This is a genomic window from Bordetella genomosp. 5, from assembly GCF_002261315.1.
Lineage (GTDB): Bacteria > Pseudomonadota > Gammaproteobacteria > Burkholderiales > Burkholderiaceae_B > Bordetella.
Genome location: NZ_NEVP01000004.1, coordinates 267,926 through 285,586 on the forward strand (window position 1 = coordinate 267,926; position 17,661 = coordinate 285,586).

Genomic DNA, 17,661 nt, shown 5'->3' on the forward strand with positions numbered 1-17,661 from the left:
TGTTGCGTCATGAGTATTCCTTAGGGGCGATCAGCGCAGCACGCGGGTGCGCCGCTCCAGCCGTTTGACCAATCGGGAGGCGGTGAAGCAGATGACGAAATACACCACCGCCACAAAGAGATAGAGCTCGACGAGCCGGCCGTCGCGCTGGCCGATCTTGGATGCGGCGCCCAGGAAGTCGGTGAGCGAGAGCACATATACGAGCGAGGTGTCCTGGAACAGGATGATCACCCGCGTGAGCAGGGCCGGCGTCATGTTGCGCAACGCCTGCGGCAGCACGACGTGACGCATCCCCTGCCAGGGCGTCAGGCCGATGGCGAGACTCGCGGACACCTGACCGCGCGAGATCGACTGGATGCCGGCCCGCATGATTTCGCAGAAGTACGCGGCCTCGAACAGCGTGAACGTGATGACCGCGGAATTCAGCGCGCCGACCCGCAGCGGCGTGGGCGAACCGATCACCCAGGCCGCCATGTAGGGAACGAGGAAATAGAACCAGAAGATCACCAGCAGCAACGGGATCGACCGCATCACGTTGACGTAGATGCCCGCGGGCACCGATAGCCATTTGAAGCGCGACAGCCGCATCATGGCCAGCAAGGTGCCCAGGGCCAGGCCGGCGATGGCGGCGATCACGGTGAGCGTGAGCGTGAAGCTCATGCCGGTCTTGAACAGGTAGGGGGCCGCGTCCAGGATGACGTCGAAATCGAATTTATCCATGACGTCCTCCTACTTCTTGCTCGCGGCGCTGATCAGCCCGGGCACGGCGACCCGGTGTTCGAGCAGCCGCATGCCCATGACCACGATGCCGTTGAGGATCAGGTAGATCACGGTTGCCGCGCTGAAGGCTTCGAAGATGTGGAAGCTGAACTCCTGCATCGAGCGCGCCTGCCCGGTGAGTTCGAGCAGACCGATCGTCAGCGCGACCGAGGAATACTTGATCGTGCCCATGAATTCCGACGTGAGCGGCGGCAGCACGATGCGATACGCCTCGGGCAGGATGATGTAGCGATACACCTGGGCCTCGGTCAGCCCGAGCGCCGTGCCGGCCTGAAACTGGCCGCGCGGCAGAGACTGGATGCCGGCGCGCAGCTGCTCGGCAACGCGGGCCGAGCCGTAAAAGCCGAGGCACAGCACCGCGGGGACGAACTGCCCCCAGGGCTGCTGCATCTGTTTCATGGCCGTGCCCCAGGCGTGGGGCAGCAGCTCGGGCAGAACGAAATACCAGAGGAACATCTGCACCAGCAGCGGGATGTTGCGGAACAGCTCGACGTAGCAGGCGCCCAGCACATTGAGGGTGCGAGAGCGGGCCGTGCGCATGACGCCCAGCACCGAACCCAGCAGAAGCGAGAAGATCCACGCGGTCAGCGCCAGCGCGAGCGTCCAGCCGGTGCCGATCAGCAACGTTTCCAGGAACGTGTGCACACCGTCGGGCGACATCTCCAGAAAGATGCCCCAACTCCAGTCGTAATTCATGTGATGCCTTGATGATTGCGCGACGGCACGCGGCCGCTCAGGGCCGCGCCGTGCCCGCCAGACGCGGCGCGGGCCGCCCGCTTCGATCGGGATGCACGGGCGAACGGCACGGGTGCCGTGCGCCCGCGACCTTTACTCGTAGACCTTGGGGTCGCCCGAATCCGTGGGATTGGCGAGTGCGCGCTTGAGCGCGTCGCTCATGGGGTACTTGAGGTTGATCTGCTTGGGCGGAATCGGCGAATTGAAGTACTTGTCGTAGATCGCCGCCACCTTGCCGGTCTTCATCAGATCCTTGACGGCGTCGTCCACGACCTTCTTGAAGGCGGGATCGTCCTTGGGTTGCAGGATGCCGTAGGGGGCCAGTTGCAGACCCTTCTTGCCGATCACGAACGCGTCGGGATTCTTTGACGCCGCGACCGAGCCGTAAGCAATGCCGTCATCGTTGGCGGAGCCGGCCGCGCGGCCCGATTCGACCATCAGCAGGGTCTCTGCGGTGTCCTTGGCAGGCGCCATGGTGATGCCGTATTTGTGCTGGGCATTGAGCTGCGAGACCAGCTTGAACGTCTGGCCGCCCGCCTGAGCCGCGATCGACTTGCCGCGGAACGACGCGAGGTCGTCCGGATCGACGCCGCCATCCTTGCGCGCCACCAGCACCACTTGGGCCACGAAGGTCGTGGGGGCGAAGGCGACGAACTTGTGGCGCTCGACGAGATTGGTCGTGTTGCCGCACTCGAGATCGATGGTGCCGTTGGCCAGCAGCGGAATGCGTGTGGCCGACGTGGTGGGGTTGTAGCGAATCTCGAGCTTGGGCAGCTTCAGTGCGGCCTTCACGTATTGGGCCACCTCCTGGCAGATCTCGACCGTGTAGCCGATCGGCTTCTGGTTGCCGTCGAGGTAAGCGAACGGCACGGAGGTTTCGGGGTGGCCGAGCGTGATCACGCCGGTTTCACGGATCTTGTCGAGGCGGCTGGGGCCGTCGGCAAAGGCGGACGTGGCGAGGCCGGCCAGGCTGGCGGCGGCAATGAGCGCTGCAATGGCTTTCATCTGTTTTCCCTTGGCGCCGGACGGACCGGCGTTTTTTGCGTGTTCACGATCGGTTCCCGCCGATCGTCGGCGGGGCCCGCGTTGCGCGGTGTCTCCCGCGACTGGCAAAAAGTATCGGCCAGCGCTATGGTTTTATCCAATTCCAATTCGATATTGCTCTATACGGATCTGATATGGCCACACAGCGCATGGGATTGCGTCACATCGAAGCCTTTCGGGCGGTGATGATGACCGGCTCGATGACCGCCGCCGCCCGCAGCGTGCACACCTCGCAACCTCACATCAGCCGCCTGATCGCGCAGCTCGAGGCCATTACGCAGTTCGCGCTGTTCGATCGCAACGGCAGCCGCCTCACGCCCACGCTCGACGGGGCACGCTTCTTTCAGGAGGTGGAGAAGACATTTCTGGGGCTGGCGGGCCTGGAGTCGGCGGCGGCCGGCATTCGCTCGTTCAGCGCGAGCCGGCTGAGCGTGGCCGCGATGCCGCGGCTGGCCGGCGGGCTGCTGGCGCGCATCGTGGCCCAGTTCAAGCTCGAATACCCCGACGTGATGGTGTCCATCCATTCGGGCAACGCCAGCACCGTGCACAACTGGATCAGCTCCGGGTTCTGCGATCTGGGCCTGGCCATGCTGTCGGGCGATGCGCCGGGCATTCAGGTGGAGCCGGTGCTGGCCATGAATTGCGTGGCCGTGATGCCGCGCGGCCATCGCCTCGCGCGGCTGGCGCGGATCAAGCCGGCGGATTTCGCAGGGGAGCCGTTCGTGGCGTTCACGAGCACGACGCCGCTGCGCGAGCGCATCGATGCGGTGTTCGCCAAGGCGCGCGTCGAGCGGCAGGTGGTCGCCGAGGCCGGTCTGGGGGCGTCGATCTGCGCGCTGGTCGGGGCAGGGCTGGGCGTGTCGCTCATCAACCCGCTGGCGGCGCGTGAAGAGTACGAGGTCAATGGCGTGGAAATGCGGCCGTTCAGTCCTGCCGTGCCGGTGTCGGTGGCGCTGCTCTATCCGCCGGCGCACACGCGCACGCGGCTGGTGACCGTGTTCTCGCGCCATGCCCGCGCGCTGATGCTCGAGGAAATGGCCGATCTTCGTGCGCGGCCCCCGGCGGCGCGACGGGCTCGGGCACGACACGACCGGGATATCCCTAGATAGCCCCCCCTACCGATTGCATACAACATACCGTACGTGTGACCGCCCGCGGTTCCGCGGCCGGCCTGTGCCGCCTTCCTTTCGTCAACGTCCGTGCGCGCCGACCCGGCGCGCAAGATCTTTGTCTGTCCGGAGAACCGTATGCGATACACCCGCCGCCAGGCCCTGGGCGCGCTTGCCGCGCTGCCGCTGGTCGCTCGTCCCTCATGGGCCCAGAGTGCCTTTCCCAATCGGCCGGTGCGGCTGCTCGTGGGCTTCGCGCCCGGCGGCCTGACCGACATCGCCGCGCGCGCTCTGGCCGAGCGCATGAGTCAGGTCCTGAAGCAAAACGTCGTGGTCGAGAATCGTCCCGGCGGTCAGGCCATCATCGCCACGGTGGCGGTGGCGCGTGCCGAGCCCGATGGCTACACGCTGGGTTTCGCCGGCACCAACGGCATGATCCTCAACCCGCTGCTGTACAACAATCTTCCGTATCAGCAATCCGACTTCAAACAGCTGGGCTCGATGGGCAAGTCGCCCATGCTGCTGATCGTGAACGGCGAGCTGGGCGTGGACAACGTGAAGGACTTCATTGCCCTGGCCAAGAAAAAGCCGGGCGAGATCACCTGCGCCCACGCGGGCCGCGGCGTCATCAATCATCTGGCGCTGCTGCATTTCCAGTCCAAGACGGGCACGCAGTTCCAGGACGTCCCGTACAAGGGCAGCGCGCCGGCGCTGATCGATCTGATGGCGGGCACGGTGCAGAGCACCTTCGACTTCCCGACCTCGGCGCTCGGTCACATCAAGACCGGCAAGCTCAAGGTGCTGGCGGTGACCGCCGACAAGCGGCTGTCCAGCCTGCCCGACGTGCCCACCATGAAAGAGGCCGGGGTGGACGACTTCGAGCTGTACACCCGCATGATGATCTCGGGCCCGGCGGCGATGCCGGCGCCGGTGGTCAAGGTGCTCGAAGACGCCGTGCGGCAAGGCGCCAACGATCCGGGGCTGATCAAGCAGTTTGCCGAGCAGGGCGTGCAGGTGGAGTTCACCTCGTCCGCCGATCTCGACAAGGTGATCGCCGAAGAGTCCGCCATGTGGGCGGGCGTGATCAAGGCCAACAACGTACCCAAGACCGACCTGAAGAGCTGAGGACCGCCGTGACCGACCGCGCCGCCATTATCGTCAACCCCGAAGTCGCGCTCATCGACGTGGCGCGGGAGATCCGCATCGACGGCTTCGCGCCGTATGCGTTCATCACCGTGACCGCCTCGATGACGATGTGCGGCGCGCCCTGGCGCTCGCAGGCCGTGTTCATGGCGGGCCACGAAGGCAGCCTCGACCTCGCGCGTGATTGCCCGGTGTCGGGTAGCTACAACGAGCCCTCGGCCATGGGCCTGGTGTGGTCGATGGTGTGCGAAGACATGGGCAAGGTGGTGTTTCCGCCCGACCGCACCGATCCGCTCGTGATCCGGCTCGAGGCCACCGATGGCACGCGCAGCGCGCAGGCCACGCTCATCCAGGACTTCGTCGACGAGGGCGTGACCCACCGCGCGATCCGCGCGGACCTGGGCGGCATGACGCTGTCGGGCGAGCTCTATACGCCCGCCGGCCCGGGTCCGCACCCGCTGGTGATCTACATGAACGGCTCGTCGGGCGGCGTGAACGCGCCGCGTGCCGCGCTGTTTGCCGCGCGCGGCTATCAGTGTCTGGCACTGGCCATCTTCAACTACGAAGGGCGGCCCAAGTACCTGAACGACATGCCGCTCGAGTATTTCGAGCGCGCCTTGCGCTGGGCTCGCGCCGAGCTCAAGCCGCGCGACGGTTTCGTGGCGGTATCGGGCATCAGCCGGGGTGGCGAGACCTCGCTGCTCGTGGCCTCGCACTTCCCCGACCTCGTGAGCGCCGTGGTCGCCTATGTGCCGTCGCCCGTCACGCACGGCGTGGTGAGCGCCGGGTCGCCGGGCACGGGCCGCGACGCGCAGGTCTGGACGCTCGACGGCCAGCCTCTGCCGCATCTGTGGCAGAACAACGCCAGCGCCAACTGGGACGCGGCCTATGCCACCGACCCGCCGTACCGCCAGACGCATGCGTTCCTGAGCGCCTCGCGCGATGCGGCGGCGTTCGAGCGGGCGCGTATTCCAGTCGAGCGTTTTCCGGGCCCCGTGTTGCTGGTGAGCGCGTCCGACGACGGGTTCTGGCCGAGCACGGCGTACTCCGAAGTGGTGATGCGGCAGCGCCAGCAACACGGCCTGCCGACCTTTCATCATGTTTGCATGGGCGCGGGCCACCACGTGCATTACCCGTATCTACCCGGCACGCTCATCGCCAAACCCCACGCGATGTCGGGCCTGCTGCTCGACGCGGGCGGGACCCCGTCGGCCAACGCGGCGGGCAACGAGGGCTCGTATCTGGCGGTGCTCGAGTTTCTGGGCCGCGCGTCGGGCACGAGCGCGGCCGGAGGCTGAAGCGCCGCGCAACACGCGGCGCGGCGTCGAGCCGAACGGCGCGCGGCGGCCGGCCTGGCCGCGCTCAGGCCGCGGCGGGCACGAAAAAGCGGTCTTTGAGCTCCTGCAGCCCGATGCGCTCCAGCATCTCGGTCAGGCGTTCCGAGGGTTTGCGGCGCGGGGCGTCCTTGTACTGCGCGATGATGAGCTCGTTCTTCATCGAGTGCTCCCAGCCCACCAGCTCGGTCACGCTGACCTGATAGCCATGCGCCTCGAGCTGCAGGCAGCGCAGCACATTGGTGATCTGGCTGCCAAACTCGCGGGTGTGCAGCGGATGGCGCCAGATCTCCGCCAGCGGGTCGGCCAGCGCGCGTTGCTTGTTTTTGCGCAGCACCGACGCGACCTCCGCCTGGCAGCAGGGCACGACCACGATGTGGCGCGCCTTCTTTTCGAGGGCGAAACGGATCGCGTCGTCGGTGGCGGTGTTGCAGGCGTGCAGCGCGGTGACGATATCGACCGTGGGGGGCAGCTTGTCGGACGTGATCGAATCGGCGACCGACAGGTTCAGGAACGACATCCCGCCAAAACCCAGCTTCGAGGCGAGCGCCTCGGAGGTCTGCACCAGCTCCTGGCGCGTTTCGATACCGTAGATGTGCGAGCTGTCTTTCAGCTCCTTGACGAACAGGTCGTAGAGTATGAACCCCAGATACGACTTGCCCGCGCCGTGGTCGACCAGCGTGACGCTGCCCTTGTCCGTTTTCACGTCCTGCATGAGCGGCTCGATGAACTGAAACAGGTGATAGACCTGCTTGAGCTTGCGGCGGCTGTCCTGGTTCATCTTGCCGTCGCGGGTCAGGATGTGCAGGGCCTTGAGCAGCTCGATCGACTGGCCGGGGCGGATTTCGTGGGTATTGGACATCGGAAGCGCGGGAGGGCGGCGCGCAGGGCGCGGCCCGAGAGAGGCGAAAGCGCTATTTTACCGAATGGGCGCGCCCGAGCCCGCGAGGGGCCGGGCGCGCGTGGCCGAGGGCGTGGCGCCGCTCAGGCCTGCGGGAAGACCGGCTCGCCCAGGTTCAGCATGAGCCGGTTGGCCCAGGCGAAGATGGCGTCCGAATGCAGCAGGTCCAGGATCTCGCCCTGATTCAGTCCCACGTCTTTCAGGGCCTGGATGTCGGCCGGGCCGATCGCCGCGGGCGACTCGGTGATCTTGATCGAGAACGCCGAAATCGCGCGCTCGCGTTCGGTGGTGCCGGCCGTGGCCGGATCCTCGAACACCTCGGTGATGACATCGTTGCGCTTGGCGAGCTGCTCGAAGCGTTGCGCATGGACCGACGCGCAGTACACGCAACCGTTCACACGCGACACCACGGTCGCGCCCAGCTCGCGCTCCGCACGCGACAGGCCGCCGGGGGCGTACATGATGGCGTTGAACGCGGTGGAGCGCTGGCGCAGGATCTCGGGCTGGTGCACCAGGAAGAGGTAGTAATCCGAGACCTTGGCCTTCGGATGGCTCTCTTCGAGCACGGCGATCTGCTCGGGCGTGGCGGAGTCGAGCTTGACCGTATCGAGCCAGGCCTTCCAGCCCAGCGTTTCGTTGGTGAAGCCGTGGGCTTTGATCAGCGTGCTGATGACATTGGGGTTTTGCGTGCTCATGCGGCTTGCTCCAGCGCTTTCATGGCCTTCAGACCGGCCAGCAGGCGGGTCTGATACGAAAGAAAGGCGATCAGTTGCGACAGCGTGACCACGGCCGGCGTGCTCAGCCCGGCGGCGGGCAGCGTGTCGAGCGCGGCGCGGTCGCCTTCGACGGGGTTTTCGATCAGCGTGCGCGTGTAGGCCAGGATGGCGGCGATGCGGGCATCCTTCGCTGCCTCGGGCGCGCCGCCATCGGCGAGCGCCAGCAGGTCGGCGCTGGCGCCGGCTTGCACGAGCCGCTCGCGATAGTGCGCGGCCAGCTCGCTCGCGTCGCTGATGCGGCAGGCGTACTGCGCCACCAGCAGCCGGTCCGTCAGGGCCAGGCCCGGCAGGTCGGGGTCGAACAGCGCGTCGTAGCTGCCTTGCGTGGCGGCCGCGACCTTGTCGCGCTGGTGCCGAACGGCGTAAAGCGGATCGGCGGCGTTCAGGCCCAGCAGACGATCGATCAGATCGTTGGCCGGGTCATAGGCGGGAAGCGTTTGCGAGGCCATCAGGCTTGCTCCTTGGTGCGGGCGGCGCGGGCCGCCACGGCGTCTTTCAGGAAGCGCAGCACGCCGGACCAGGATTCGGCGTCGGCGCGGGCGTTGTCGTGCGGCGTGCCGCCACTGGTGCTGATCTTGCCCGAGACGGGGTGGGCATAGACGTGCTGCGTGGTCGGCACATAGGGGAAGAGGATCAAGTGTCCGCCATCCTGGTAGTCGAGCCACTCCACCGGATAGGGATGGCGCGTCTCGGCCAGCTTGTCGCGCACCATGCGCGAGTACAGGCTCGAGGGCCAGGAGCCGTCGTCGGTGGCGGACAGCAGGATCACCGGACCCTGGATGCGCTCGACCGGGATGCGGGCGCGCGCGACGGCGTCGGGATCCTCGAGCGCGGTCAGGATCGCGCGTTCGTGGCGGTGGGGCGCCGGGCCTTCGTCGAAGGGCTTCCAAGTGGCGGTGCGGTTGTTCTCCCACACGTGCGGTACCGGCTTGCCGCCGAGCAGCCAGGCCGGGCCTTCGCGGCCGACGGCCGGGTCGGCGGCGTTCTGGCCGCTGTGCACCACCGCGCCCGGCACGTAGGCCACGACGGCGGACACGTCTTCGGGGTAGGTGGCGCCCAGCAGCAGCACCAGCTCGCCGCCGCGCGACTGGCCGCTGATCGCGACGAAGTCGTGCAGCGGGCGCACCGTGCGGCGCAGCCAGTCCATGCCCTGCTTGAACATCTCCAGCGGGGTGTTGGAGATGTAGTCGGACAGGCCCGGAGCCTTGAAATAGCCCTGCGCGAAGGCGGCGTAGCCGCGCGAGGCATAGAGCGCCGCGCGCGGTTCGTTGATGCCGCCACCCGAGCCGTTCAGGATAAGCACGGCGGGGTGCGGGCCGGGGCCGGGCGGCAGGTAAAGCGTGCCGACCAGACCGTCTTCGCGCACCTCGGTGCGGGTGACGCCCTCGGCGGCAAGGCGCTGCACCAGTGTGGCTTCGGCCACGCCCGCGCCGGTGCCGCCACCCACTTCGGCGCTCACGGTGGTCACGAGCGGCTCGGTCACGTTCTGGTTGAACAGCTCGCGCTTGCCCGCCACCTCGGGCACCTGGGACCAGATGAGGCCCATGGGCGCCACGCCGGCATAGCTGCCGGACACAGGCGCGTCACGCGACAGGTCGACCGTGCCGGTGGCGTCGGCCACGAAGGTGGCCGCGCTGGTCCAGGTCACGCCCGCGCGCGCGGTGCGGGTGCGCAGGGTCACGCCCTGGCCCGGCACGGCGCCGCTCACGCGCACCTGGCGCGGCACGTCGATCAGATCGTCGGCCGGTTCGAGGGTCAGCGTGATCATGGCTTACTTCGCCACTTTGGTGACCATCTGCGCCGCGGTGCGGTCGCTGGTCATCGGAGTGACCTTCAGGCCTTTCTTGGTCGCCCAGATGTTCTTGTAGTGGAACAGCGGCAGAATGCCGGCGTCTTCGCTCACGACCTTGGCCGATTCACGCAGGATGGCTTCGCGCTTGGGCACGTCGAATTCCGAGGTGGACTGGTCCAGCGCCTGGTCGACCTTGGCATTGCTGTAGCGGCCCCAGTTGGACGCGCCCAGGCCCTTGGACGGATCGACCGTGGCCAGGATGTTGACCAGCGCGTAGCTGGCTTCGCCGGTGCCGTTGCCCCAGGCCAGCATGCTCATCGCGAATTCGTTCTTGTTGGCGCGGCCCGAGTACACGGCCCACGGCACGACTTCCACGTTGGTCTTCACGCCGATGCGGGTCCAGAACTGCGCGACCGCCTGGGCCGTTTCCGGGCCCTGCGGGTAGCGGTCGTTGGGCACGTGCATGGTCAGCTGGAAGCCGTCGGGGTAGCCGGCTTCGGCCAGCAGCTTCTTGGCCTGCGCGGCGTCGAACGGAATGTTCTTGATGTCCGGGTTGTAGCCGAAGGTGCCTTCGGGCATCCACTGGTTCGCTTCGGTGGCGGCATCCTGCAGCACGCGGTCGACGATGGCCTTGCGGTTGATCGCGAGGTTCAGCGCCTGGCGCACGCGCACGTCGAGCAGCGGGTTCTTGTCGAGCGGCTTGCCGTTCTTGTCGGTGATGTATTGCGAAGGCTTGTCGCTGAAGCTGGGTTGCAGCAGCATCACGCGCAGGCCGGCGTAGGGATACACCGAGATGTTCGGCGCCTTGGACAGGCGCTCGAGGTCGGACACCGACACCTTGTCGATCACGTCGACGTCACCGGCCAGCAGCGCGGCCGTGCGCGAGGCGGCGTTGTTGATGTAGCGGTAGTTGACCTTCTCCCAGATCTGCTTGTCGCCCCAGTAGGCGTCGTTGCGTTCCATCAGGACGCGGTCGCCGGGGGTGTACGAGACGAACTTGTACGGGCCCGTGCCGATCATGGCCTTGCCCGAGTTGTAGTCTTCGGTGCTCGATTTCTCGCCCACGTGCTTGCTCACGACGTGCACCGACGCGAGGTTCAGCGGCAGGTCGGGGTTCGGCGCCTTGGTCTTGACGACGAAGGTCAGCGGATCGGGCGCGCTCATCGATTCGATCGTGCGCAGGTAGCCGGCGTAGGTGGCGACGCTGCCCGGCACGGCCTTGGCACGGGTGTACGAGTAGATCAGATCGTCGGCGGTGAAGGGCTGGCCATCCTGCCACTTCACGTTGGGGCGCAGCTTGAATTCCCAGGTCTTGTCGTCCAGCGGCTTCCACGAGAGGGCCAGACCGGGCTGCAGCTTGTTCCACTTGTTTTCGACCAGCAGGTCCCAGAAGTGCAGGGCCACGGAGCGGTCGCCGGCGTGGTTGTTGAGCTGCGGGTCGAGGGAGGACAGCGGGTCGGCGAAGCCGATCGACAGCGATTCGGCGTGCACGCCGGCCGAGGCGGAGGCCGCCAGCAGCGCGGCGGCCAGGGTATTCAGAAGACGGTGTTTCATGGTCAGGATCCTCTCGAGGGACAGCGGTTCGTATACATAGGTGGGCGCGGCAATGCCGCGTCACGGGGTTCTTACTGATCGTTGAGGTGACAGGCGCTCAGGTGGTTGATCGCGATTCCCTTGAGCTGCGGCACCTCGGTCTTGCAGCGCGGCATCGCGTGCGGACATCGCGGATGGAAATGGCATCCCGACGGCGGGGCAAGCGGACTCGGGATCTCGCCCTTGATCGCGGTAAACGTCTTGTGGCGCGCGTCCATGCGCGGAATCTCGGCCAGCAGCGCCTGCGTGTAGGGATGGTTGGCGTGGCGGAACACCTCGTCGACCGGCGCGGACTCGACCACCCGGCCCAGGTACATGATGACCACGCGGTCCGACACATGCTCGACCACGCCCAGGTCGTGGCTGATGAAGAGATAGGTGAGGTTGAGCTCCTCGCGCAGATCCATGAACAGATTCAGGATCTGGGCCTGGATCGACACGTCGAGCGCGGCCACGGCCTCGTCGCACACCAGCATGTCGGGCTGCACCGCGAGCGCGCGGGCGATGCCGATACGCTGGCGCTGGCCGCCGCTGAACTGATGCGGATAGCGCTGGCGCAGCGCGGGGTCGAGCCCCGCGCGCTGCATCTGCTCGCTCACGTAGTCGTCGAAGCCGGCGCGGCCCACGAGGCCATGGATACGGGCCGCCTCGCCCACGATCTCGTCCACGCGCAGACGCGGATTGAGGCTGGCGTACGGATCCTGGAAGATCATCTGCACCTTGAGGCGCGCGCGGTGCGCGGCCTCGGGGCTCATCTCGGCGGCCGTCTGGCCGTTGACCAGCACCTGGCCCTCGGTAGGCGAGAGCAGGCCGGCGGCGATGCGTCCGAGCGTGGACTTGCCGCAGCCGGATTCGCCGACCAGGCCGACCACCTCGCCGGGGCGCACGATCAGATCGACGCCATCGACCGCGCGCGTCACGGCGGGCGGCTTGGCAAGACCGGCGCGCGACAGCAGGCGCTCGACGTGGCCGACCGGCCGTTCGCCGAAACGCTTGCTGACCTGCTTGAGTTCGATCAGGGGCGTGCTCATGCCGACACCTCCACCACCGGCGTCACGGCCGGATGGAAGCAACGCACCAGGCGTTGCGGCAGGGGCTCGGTAAGCGCGGGTCGGGCGTCACAGGCAGCCGTGGCGCGGTCGCAGCGCGACTTGAAGGCACAGCCGGCGGGCAGGGTCAGAAGGTTGGGCGTCATGCCTGGAATCTGGCGCAGCCGCTGGCCGCGCTGGTTGTTGCTGGGCAGGCTGCCGATCAGGCCCGTGGTGTAAGGATGCAGCGGGGCGTCGAGCACCGGGTCGACAGCGCCATACTCGACGATGCGGCCGGCATACATCACGGCCACTTCGTCGGCGAGGCCTGCCACCACCGACAGATCATGGGTGATCCAGATCAGGCTGGTGCCGTGCTGGCGCGCGAGCTTCTGCACTTCCGACAGGATCTGCGCCTGGATGGTGACGTCCAGCGCCGTGGTCGGCTCGTCGGCGATGATGAGGTCGGGGCGATGCAGCATGGCAATCGCGATCGCGACCCGCTGGCGCATGCCGCCCGAGAGCTGATGCGGGTACGCCAGCAGCCGCTCTTCCGGACTCGGAATGCCCATCATGCCCAGCGTGTCGCGGGCGCGCTCGCGTGCCTCGGCGCGGCTCACGCGCTCGTGCGCGCGCACCGCCTCGATCATCTGGGCATCGATGCGCAACACCGGGTTCAGCGTCATCATCGGATCCTGGAAGATCATCGCGATGCGGTTGCCCTGCAGCTTGCGCAGCTCGCGCGGCGGCAGCGTGGTGAGATCGCGGCCCTGGAACAGGATGCTGCTGCCGGCCTCGATGCGGCCCGGCGCGTCCACCAAGCCCATGATCGAGAAACCGGTCACGGACTTACCCGAGCCGGACTCACCGACCAGACCCAGGATCTTGCCGCGCTCGAGCGTGAACGACACGTCGTCGACGGCCGGCAGCACGCCGGCGCGGGTGTGGAAATACGTGCGCAGATTGCGCACCTCCAGCGTGACCGCCGGGGAATGCTGACCGGCGCTCATTTGTGGGTCCTCGGATTGAGCACGTCGCGCAGGCGGTCGCCGACCAGATTGATGGCGACGAGCGTGACGAGCAGGGCGATGCCCGGGTAGAAGCTGATCCAGTACTGGCCCGACAGCATCGTCTGGTAGCCGTTGGAGATCAGCAGGCCGAGCGACGGTTCGGTCACCGGCACGCCCAGGCCCAGGAAGCTCAGCGTGGCTTCGAGCGTGATGGCGCGGGCGATCTGCAGCGTGCCGATCACGATCAGCGGCGGCAGGCAGTTGGGCAGGATGTGGCGCAACACGATGCGCCAGTTCGGGATGTCGAGACAGCGGGCGGCTTCCACGTACTCGCGGCGACGCTCCACCAGCGCCTGGCCGCGCGCCGTGCGGGCGTAGTAGGCCCATTCGAGCAACACCAGTGTCAGCACCACATTGCCCACGCCCTTGCCCAGATAGGCGAGGATCATCATCGCCACGAGGATCGACGGGAACGACAGGATCAGGTCGACCACGCGCATGATGAGCGCGTCGACCCGGCCGCCGGCGTACGCGGCGATCAGGCCCAGCAGCGTGCCCACGAGGCCGGCGATCACGGCCGAGCCCACGCCCACCATCAGGCTGATGCGCAGACCATACAGGATGCTGGAGTACAGATCGCGGCCCTGACCGTCGGTGCCGAGCCAGTATTTGAACGTGGCCAGGCCATTCTCGGTGCCGGGCGGCAGGCGCGCGTCGAGCACGTCGAGCTGGTTCAGGTCGTAGGGGTTCTGCGGCGTGATCCAGGGCGCGAGCAGCGCCGCCAGGATCAGCAGCACCGCCACGATCAGGCCGAACACCGCCGTGCGCGAGCTCATGAACTCGGCCACATTGCGGCGCCAGGGAGATTCGCGCTTGAGCGCGGCCGGCGCGGTCGCCGGCGTCGTTGCGGAGCCGCTCATGCCGTGCCCTCCAGCCGTACCCGCGGGTCCAGCACTTTATAAAGAATGTCGACGATCAGATTGAGCGTGACGAACAGGCACACCACCACGACCAGGTACGACACGATGACCGGGCGATCGAGGGCATTGATACTGTCGAGGATCAGCTTGCCGGCACCGGGCCAGGCGAAGATGCTCTCGGTCACGACCGCAAACGCGATGGTGGAGCCGAGCTCCAGACCCAGCACCGTGACGAGCGGAATCAGCGTGTTGCGCAGCACGTGCACGCCGATCACGCGCACGGGCGAGAGCCCCTTGGCGCGCGCAAACTTCACATAGTCGAGCGGCAGCACCTCGCGCACGCCGGCGCGCGTCAGGCGGATCACGAGCGAGATCTTGAAGAGCGACAGGTTGATGGCGGGCAGCAGCATGTGGCGCCAGCCGTCGAGCGTGAGGAACGACCACTTCGCGCCCAGCCACTCGACCGTTTCGCCGCGGCCGCTGGCCGGCAGCCAGCCCAGCGACACCGAGAACGCCATGATGAGCATCAGGCCGACCCAGAACGTGGGCAAGGAAAAGCCCACGATGCTGCCGGTCATGATGATGCGCGACACCGGGTTCTCCGGATAGAGCCCGGCAAACAGGCCGAGCGGCAGGCCGATCAGCACGGCCAGCATCAGCGCGGCCACGGCCAGTTCGAGCGTCGCGGGCAGGCGCTGCAGGATCAGCTCCACGGCCGGGATGTTGTAGACGAAGCTGTTGCCGAGGTTGCCGTGCAACGCGCCATTCAGAAAGCCGATGTACTGGCGCCAGAGCGGCTGGTCCAGGCCGAGCTCGGCGATGATGCGGGCGCGGTCGACCTGATCGACATCCTGACCGATCAGGATGTCGACCGGGTTGCCGATCGCATGGAGCCCGGCGAAGACGATCACCGTCATGAGCAGCACGACGACGACGGCCTGGGCCAGACGGCGCAAGAGCCAGAGTGTCATGCGCGCTCCTCGGGGGGCGGAGCCGGCACCCACTCGTCGCCGAAGACTTCGGGTTCGCCGAAGGCCTGCATGTTGGCGAAGTGCACGTCGGCGTCTTCCTGGTAGAGCAGGGCGGCGATGCCCTGGGCGAGTCGCCGCGCGCCTTCGCTCACGGCGGGGATATCACCCGACACCGTGCCGTGCGTCAGCGCGGCCGGGTAGCTGAAGCAATGCACGCGCGTGAGCCCCGGACAGGTGCCCGGCGTGCGTTCCTGAAATTCGAAGGCCGGGCCCAGGTCGGGCGAATCGTGCAGCTCCTGGTCTTCGTCGCCCGCGGCCGGCACGTAGCGGTCGCCCCAGATGCGGGTCGCTTCGGCAAAGGGGGCGAACTCGGGACGCGCCTTCCAGTCGATGCGAAAGCCGGTCGAGAAGATCAGAAAGTCCAGCCGGAACACGCCCTTGGGCGTGGTGACCTTGATCTCGTCGCCGTCCATGCGTGCATCCAGCACGGCCGCACCGAGATTGAAGCGGGCGTTCGGATGGCGCGATACACGCAGCGTGCTGCCACGGGGCGGCGGCACCTGCTGCACGTTGATGTAGTGGCGGATCTTCCATTTCCACGCGTCGGGCAGCGTCAGGTGGCCGTGCGTGAGGCCCGGGTTGCCAGCGCCTTTTCCCTTGTTGATGCGGGGGATGTCCGCGCGGCGGATCAGCAGATCGACGCTGGCCGCGCCCGCCTCGAGCGCGGTGGCGGCGCTATCCATGGCCGACGCACCCGCGCCCACCACGCCCACGCGCTTGCCGGCCAAGGTGCCGTAATCGTACGCGTCGGAGGAGTGCGCCCAGCGATCGCGCGGCAGCGCGTCGGCCATCGGGGGCACGTAGGCGCCGCCGAGTCCGTCGCGGCCCGTGGCCAGCACGACGCGGCGCGCGAGCACCGTCTGCGCGCCGGCGGGCGTATCCAGATCGAGCTGCACCAGCCCGCCGGCACGCGGACGCACTGCGCGCACGCTGTGATCGTTGCGCACATCGATGGCCAGCACCTGGCGGTACCAGCGCAGATAGTCCATCCATTGCAGCCGCGGAATCTTGTCCAGCGCTTCCCACTCGGCGGCGCCGAACTGCGCCTCGAACCAGGCGCGGAACGTCAACGCGGGCAGGCCGAGCGCGGGGCCGGTGAGCTGCTTGGGCGAACGCAGGGTCTCCATGCGCGCGGTCGTGGCCCATGGACCCTCGAAGCCCGCGGGCGCGCGATCGAAGATGACGGCGCGAATGCCGAGATGCTTGAGCGAGGCCGCGGCCGCGAGGCCCGCCATGCCGCCGCCGATCACGGCCACTTCGAGCACGTCCTGGCCGTCGTGCGTGCGCGCGGGCACCCAGGGTTTTGCGGGCAATTCGAGCCAGGCGAGATCCTGGCGCAGCCGCGCTTCGAGCGCGGGCAGGCCGGCGGGCGGCGTGAGGTCAGTCATGATGCTGCGGATTCCAACGGTAAGAGGTCATCGCCATGGATCTGGTTGAGCAGGCTCGCGTGCGCGCCTGCCTCGTGCATCACCAGGTCGGGCAGCAGTGCGCGCGCGCTGTCCGCGAGCGCCTGCGCCAGCACGGGCATGTCGGCGCCGAGCTGGCAGGCCTGCGGCGTGATGACCCCGAAGAAAAAGGGAATGGAGGTATCGATAGGACGGATCGCCACGCCCGCGAGCGGCGTGCCGTAGGCGGACACGGGCTCGAGAATGGCCACGCCCAGACCATGGCGCACGGCGGTCAGCGCATTGACAGAGGCGTTGGTCTCGATCAAGGCTTCGCTGCTCACGTCCGCGGCCTGCAAGGCCTGGTCCAGACGATGACGCAAGCGATACGGGTTGGCCATCGTGATCACGCGGCGGCCCGCCAGCCGGGCGAGCGGCACCACCGGCAACGCGGCCAGCGGATCCTCTTGCGGCACGGCCAGCACGCAACGCGATTCGCCGATCCAGTGCACGGTCAGGCCGCGGTGCTCGAGGGGCAGGCTGGTCACGCCCAGCTGTGCCGAGCCGTTGAGCACGGCCTGCATCACGCGCTCGGGCGATGCGCTGCGCACGTGCGTCGGACGCACGCCAAACCTGGCCTCGGCCTGCGCGAGCGCCTGCGGCAACAAACCCGCGGCCAGTGCCGGCGTGGCGGCCAGCTGCAGGGCACGAGGGGTGCCCGCGCCGATTTCCTGCGCGCGGCGCTGAAGTTGCTTGAGGTTGGCCAGGGTTTGCTCGACATCTTCGTAGAGCAGGAAACCCTGTTCGCTGGGCATGACGCGCGGGCCGCTGCGGGCGAACAACGCATAGCCAAGCTCCGCCTCCAGCTCCTGAATGAGCCGGGTGATCGCGGGTTGTGACCGTCCGAGAAGTCGCCCGGCGGCGGTCACGCTACCGGTGGACATGACGGCCGCGAAGGCCTCGAGTTGGCGTAATTCCATCTGATACTTTTAATGCTCAGAATGAATTCTTGCCGATGCAGTATGCGCCTCACAAATAATTAAAGCGCATAAGCAAATACCCTATGAGCAGCTCACAGCG

Annotated in this window: 15 protein-coding genes and 1 pseudogene; 3 read left to right on the top strand and 13 right to left on the bottom strand. The window is 67.3% G+C overall.

Annotated elements, in window-relative coordinates; genetic code table 11:
- Positions 1 to 30: 30 nt before the first annotated feature.
- The 3 genes from CAL25_RS06735 to CAL25_RS06745 form a co-directional block, all read right to left on the bottom strand.
- On the bottom strand, positions 31 to 720 hold the full coding sequence (locus tag CAL25_RS06735; RefSeq protein WP_094799176.1) for an amino acid ABC transporter permease: 690 nt from the start codon (positions 718 to 720) through the stop codon (positions 31 to 33).
- A gap of 9 nt (positions 721 to 729) precedes the next feature.
- The gene (locus CAL25_RS06740) at positions 730 to 1,476 is read right to left on the bottom strand and encodes an amino acid ABC transporter permease (RefSeq protein WP_094799177.1); all 747 of its coding nucleotides are present in this window, start codon (positions 1,474 to 1,476) and stop codon (positions 730 to 732) included.
- Between the two features lie 132 nt (positions 1,477 to 1,608).
- Complete coding sequence (locus CAL25_RS06745; RefSeq protein WP_094799178.1) at positions 1,609 to 2,520, bottom strand: amino acid ABC transporter substrate-binding protein; 912 nt, start codon at positions 2,518 to 2,520, stop codon at positions 1,609 to 1,611.
- A gap of 173 nt (positions 2,521 to 2,693) precedes the next feature.
- Between CAL25_RS06745 and CAL25_RS06750 the strand changes: the two genes are divergently transcribed.
- The 3 genes from CAL25_RS06750 to CAL25_RS06760 all read left to right on the top strand — a co-directional run bounded on the left by CAL25_RS06750 (position 2,694) and on the right by CAL25_RS06760 (position 6,109).
- Positions 2,694 to 3,668, top strand: a complete 975-nt coding sequence (locus tag CAL25_RS06750; RefSeq protein WP_094799179.1) for a LysR substrate-binding domain-containing protein — start codon at positions 2,694 to 2,696, stop codon at positions 3,666 to 3,668.
- A 138-nt stretch (positions 3,669 to 3,806) separates the two neighbouring features.
- Positions 3,807 to 4,793, top strand: a complete 987-nt coding sequence (locus CAL25_RS06755; RefSeq protein ID WP_094799180.1) for a Bug family tripartite tricarboxylate transporter substrate binding protein — start codon at positions 3,807 to 3,809, stop codon at positions 4,791 to 4,793.
- Between the two features lie 8 nt (positions 4,794 to 4,801).
- The gene (locus tag CAL25_RS06760) at positions 4,802 to 6,109 is read left to right on the top strand and encodes an acyl-CoA thioesterase/bile acid-CoA:amino acid N-acyltransferase family protein (protein WP_094799181.1); all 1,308 of its coding nucleotides are present in this window, start codon (positions 4,802 to 4,804) and stop codon (positions 6,107 to 6,109) included.
- Between the two features lie 64 nt (positions 6,110 to 6,173).
- On the opposite strand, the gene CAL25_RS06765 is transcribed toward CAL25_RS06760, so the two are convergent.
- From CAL25_RS06765 to CAL25_RS06815, 10 genes and pseudogenes are all read right to left on the bottom strand, one after another.
- Positions 6,174 to 7,007, bottom strand: a complete 834-nt coding sequence (locus tag CAL25_RS06765) for a class I SAM-dependent methyltransferase (RefSeq protein ID WP_094799182.1) — start codon at positions 7,005 to 7,007, stop codon at positions 6,174 to 6,176.
- Between the two features lie 122 nt (positions 7,008 to 7,129).
- Positions 7,130 to 8,271 (bottom strand): annotated as a pseudogene (locus CAL25_RS24575) (CMD domain-containing protein).
- Positions 8,271 to 9,590 carry an acyl-CoA thioesterase/bile acid-CoA:amino acid N-acyltransferase family protein gene (locus CAL25_RS06780; RefSeq protein ID WP_094799184.1) on the bottom strand — a complete coding sequence of 440 codons (1,320 nt, stop codon included), beginning with the start codon at positions 9,588 to 9,590 and terminating at the stop codon, positions 8,271 to 8,273. The pseudogene CAL25_RS24575 and the gene CAL25_RS06780 overlap by 1 nt, the downstream one beginning before the upstream one ends.
- Positions 9,591 to 9,593: 3 nt before the next feature.
- Positions 9,594 to 11,168: an ABC transporter substrate-binding protein gene (locus CAL25_RS06785; protein ID WP_094799185.1), complete on the bottom strand. Its 1,575-nt coding sequence runs from the start codon at positions 11,166 to 11,168 to the stop codon at positions 9,594 to 9,596.
- Positions 11,169 to 11,239: 71 nt separating this feature from the next.
- Positions 11,240 to 12,238 carry an ABC transporter ATP-binding protein gene (locus CAL25_RS06790; protein ID WP_094799186.1) on the bottom strand — a complete coding sequence of 333 codons (999 nt, stop codon included), beginning with the start codon at positions 12,236 to 12,238 and terminating at the stop codon, positions 11,240 to 11,242.
- On the bottom strand, positions 12,235 to 13,245 hold the full coding sequence (locus CAL25_RS06795; RefSeq protein WP_094799187.1) for an ABC transporter ATP-binding protein: 1,011 nt from the start codon (positions 13,243 to 13,245) through the stop codon (positions 12,235 to 12,237). Before CAL25_RS06795 ends, CAL25_RS06790 begins: the two co-directional genes overlap by 4 nt.
- Positions 13,242 to 14,165 (bottom strand): ABC transporter permease, encoded by a 924-nt coding sequence (locus tag CAL25_RS06800; protein WP_094799188.1) that lies wholly within the window; start codon positions 14,163 to 14,165, stop codon positions 13,242 to 13,244. The genes CAL25_RS06795 and CAL25_RS06800 overlap by 4 nt, the downstream gene beginning before the upstream one ends.
- Positions 14,162 to 15,136, bottom strand: coding sequence for an ABC transporter permease (locus tag CAL25_RS06805; RefSeq protein WP_094799189.1), 975 nt, complete (start codon positions 15,134 to 15,136; stop codon positions 14,162 to 14,164). Before CAL25_RS06805 ends, CAL25_RS06800 begins: the two co-directional genes overlap by 4 nt.
- A complete protein-coding gene (locus CAL25_RS06810; protein WP_094799190.1) occupies positions 15,133 to 16,584 on the bottom strand; it encodes a flavin-containing monooxygenase in 1,452 nt (483 codons plus the stop codon). The genes CAL25_RS06805 and CAL25_RS06810 overlap by 4 nt, the downstream gene beginning before the upstream one ends.
- The gene (locus CAL25_RS06815) at positions 16,581 to 17,561 is read right to left on the bottom strand and encodes a LysR family transcriptional regulator (protein WP_094799191.1); all 981 of its coding nucleotides are present in this window, start codon (positions 17,559 to 17,561) and stop codon (positions 16,581 to 16,583) included. Before CAL25_RS06815 ends, CAL25_RS06810 begins: the two co-directional genes overlap by 4 nt.
- Positions 17,562 to 17,661: the final 100 nt, after the last annotated feature.

Excerpts from the sequence above, each read along its gene's own strand:
- CAL25_RS06735 (WP_094799176.1), bottom strand. The coding sequence starts at position 720 with ATGGATAAATTCGATTTCGACGTCATCCTGGACGCGGCCCCCTACCTG.
- CAL25_RS06740 (WP_094799177.1), bottom strand. The coding sequence starts at position 1,476 with ATGAATTACGACTGGAGTTGGGGCATCTTTCTGGAGATGTCGCCCGAC.
- CAL25_RS06745 (WP_094799178.1), bottom strand. The coding sequence starts at position 2,520 with ATGAAAGCCATTGCAGCGCTCATTGCCGCCGCCAGCCTGGCCGGCCTC.
- CAL25_RS06750 (WP_094799179.1), top strand. The coding sequence starts at position 2,694 with ATGGCCACACAGCGCATGGGATTGCGTCACATCGAAGCCTTTCGGGCG.
- CAL25_RS06755 (WP_094799180.1), top strand. The coding sequence starts at position 3,807 with ATGCGATACACCCGCCGCCAGGCCCTGGGCGCGCTTGCCGCGCTGCCG.
- CAL25_RS06765 (WP_094799182.1), bottom strand. The coding sequence starts at position 7,007 with ATGTCCAATACCCACGAAATCCGCCCCGGCCAGTCGATCGAGCTGCTC.
- CAL25_RS06780 (WP_094799184.1), bottom strand. The coding sequence starts at position 9,590 with ATGATCACGCTGACCCTCGAACCGGCCGACGATCTGATCGACGTGCCG.
- CAL25_RS06785 (WP_094799185.1), bottom strand. The coding sequence starts at position 11,168 with ATGAAACACCGTCTTCTGAATACCCTGGCCGCCGCGCTGCTGGCGGCC.
- CAL25_RS06790 (WP_094799186.1), bottom strand. The coding sequence starts at position 12,238 with ATGAGCACGCCCCTGATCGAACTCAAGCAGGTCAGCAAGCGTTTCGGC.
- CAL25_RS06795 (WP_094799187.1), bottom strand. The coding sequence starts at position 13,245 with ATGAGCGCCGGTCAGCATTCCCCGGCGGTCACGCTGGAGGTGCGCAAT.
- CAL25_RS06800 (WP_094799188.1), bottom strand. The coding sequence starts at position 14,165 with ATGAGCGGCTCCGCAACGACGCCGGCGACCGCGCCGGCCGCGCTCAAG.
- CAL25_RS06805 (WP_094799189.1), bottom strand. The coding sequence starts at position 15,136 with ATGACACTCTGGCTCTTGCGCCGTCTGGCCCAGGCCGTCGTCGTCGTG.
- CAL25_RS06810 (WP_094799190.1), bottom strand. The coding sequence starts at position 16,584 with ATGACTGACCTCACGCCGCCCGCCGGCCTGCCCGCGCTCGAAGCGCGG.
- CAL25_RS06815 (WP_094799191.1), bottom strand. The coding sequence starts at position 17,561 with ATGGAATTACGCCAACTCGAGGCCTTCGCGGCCGTCATGTCCACCGGT.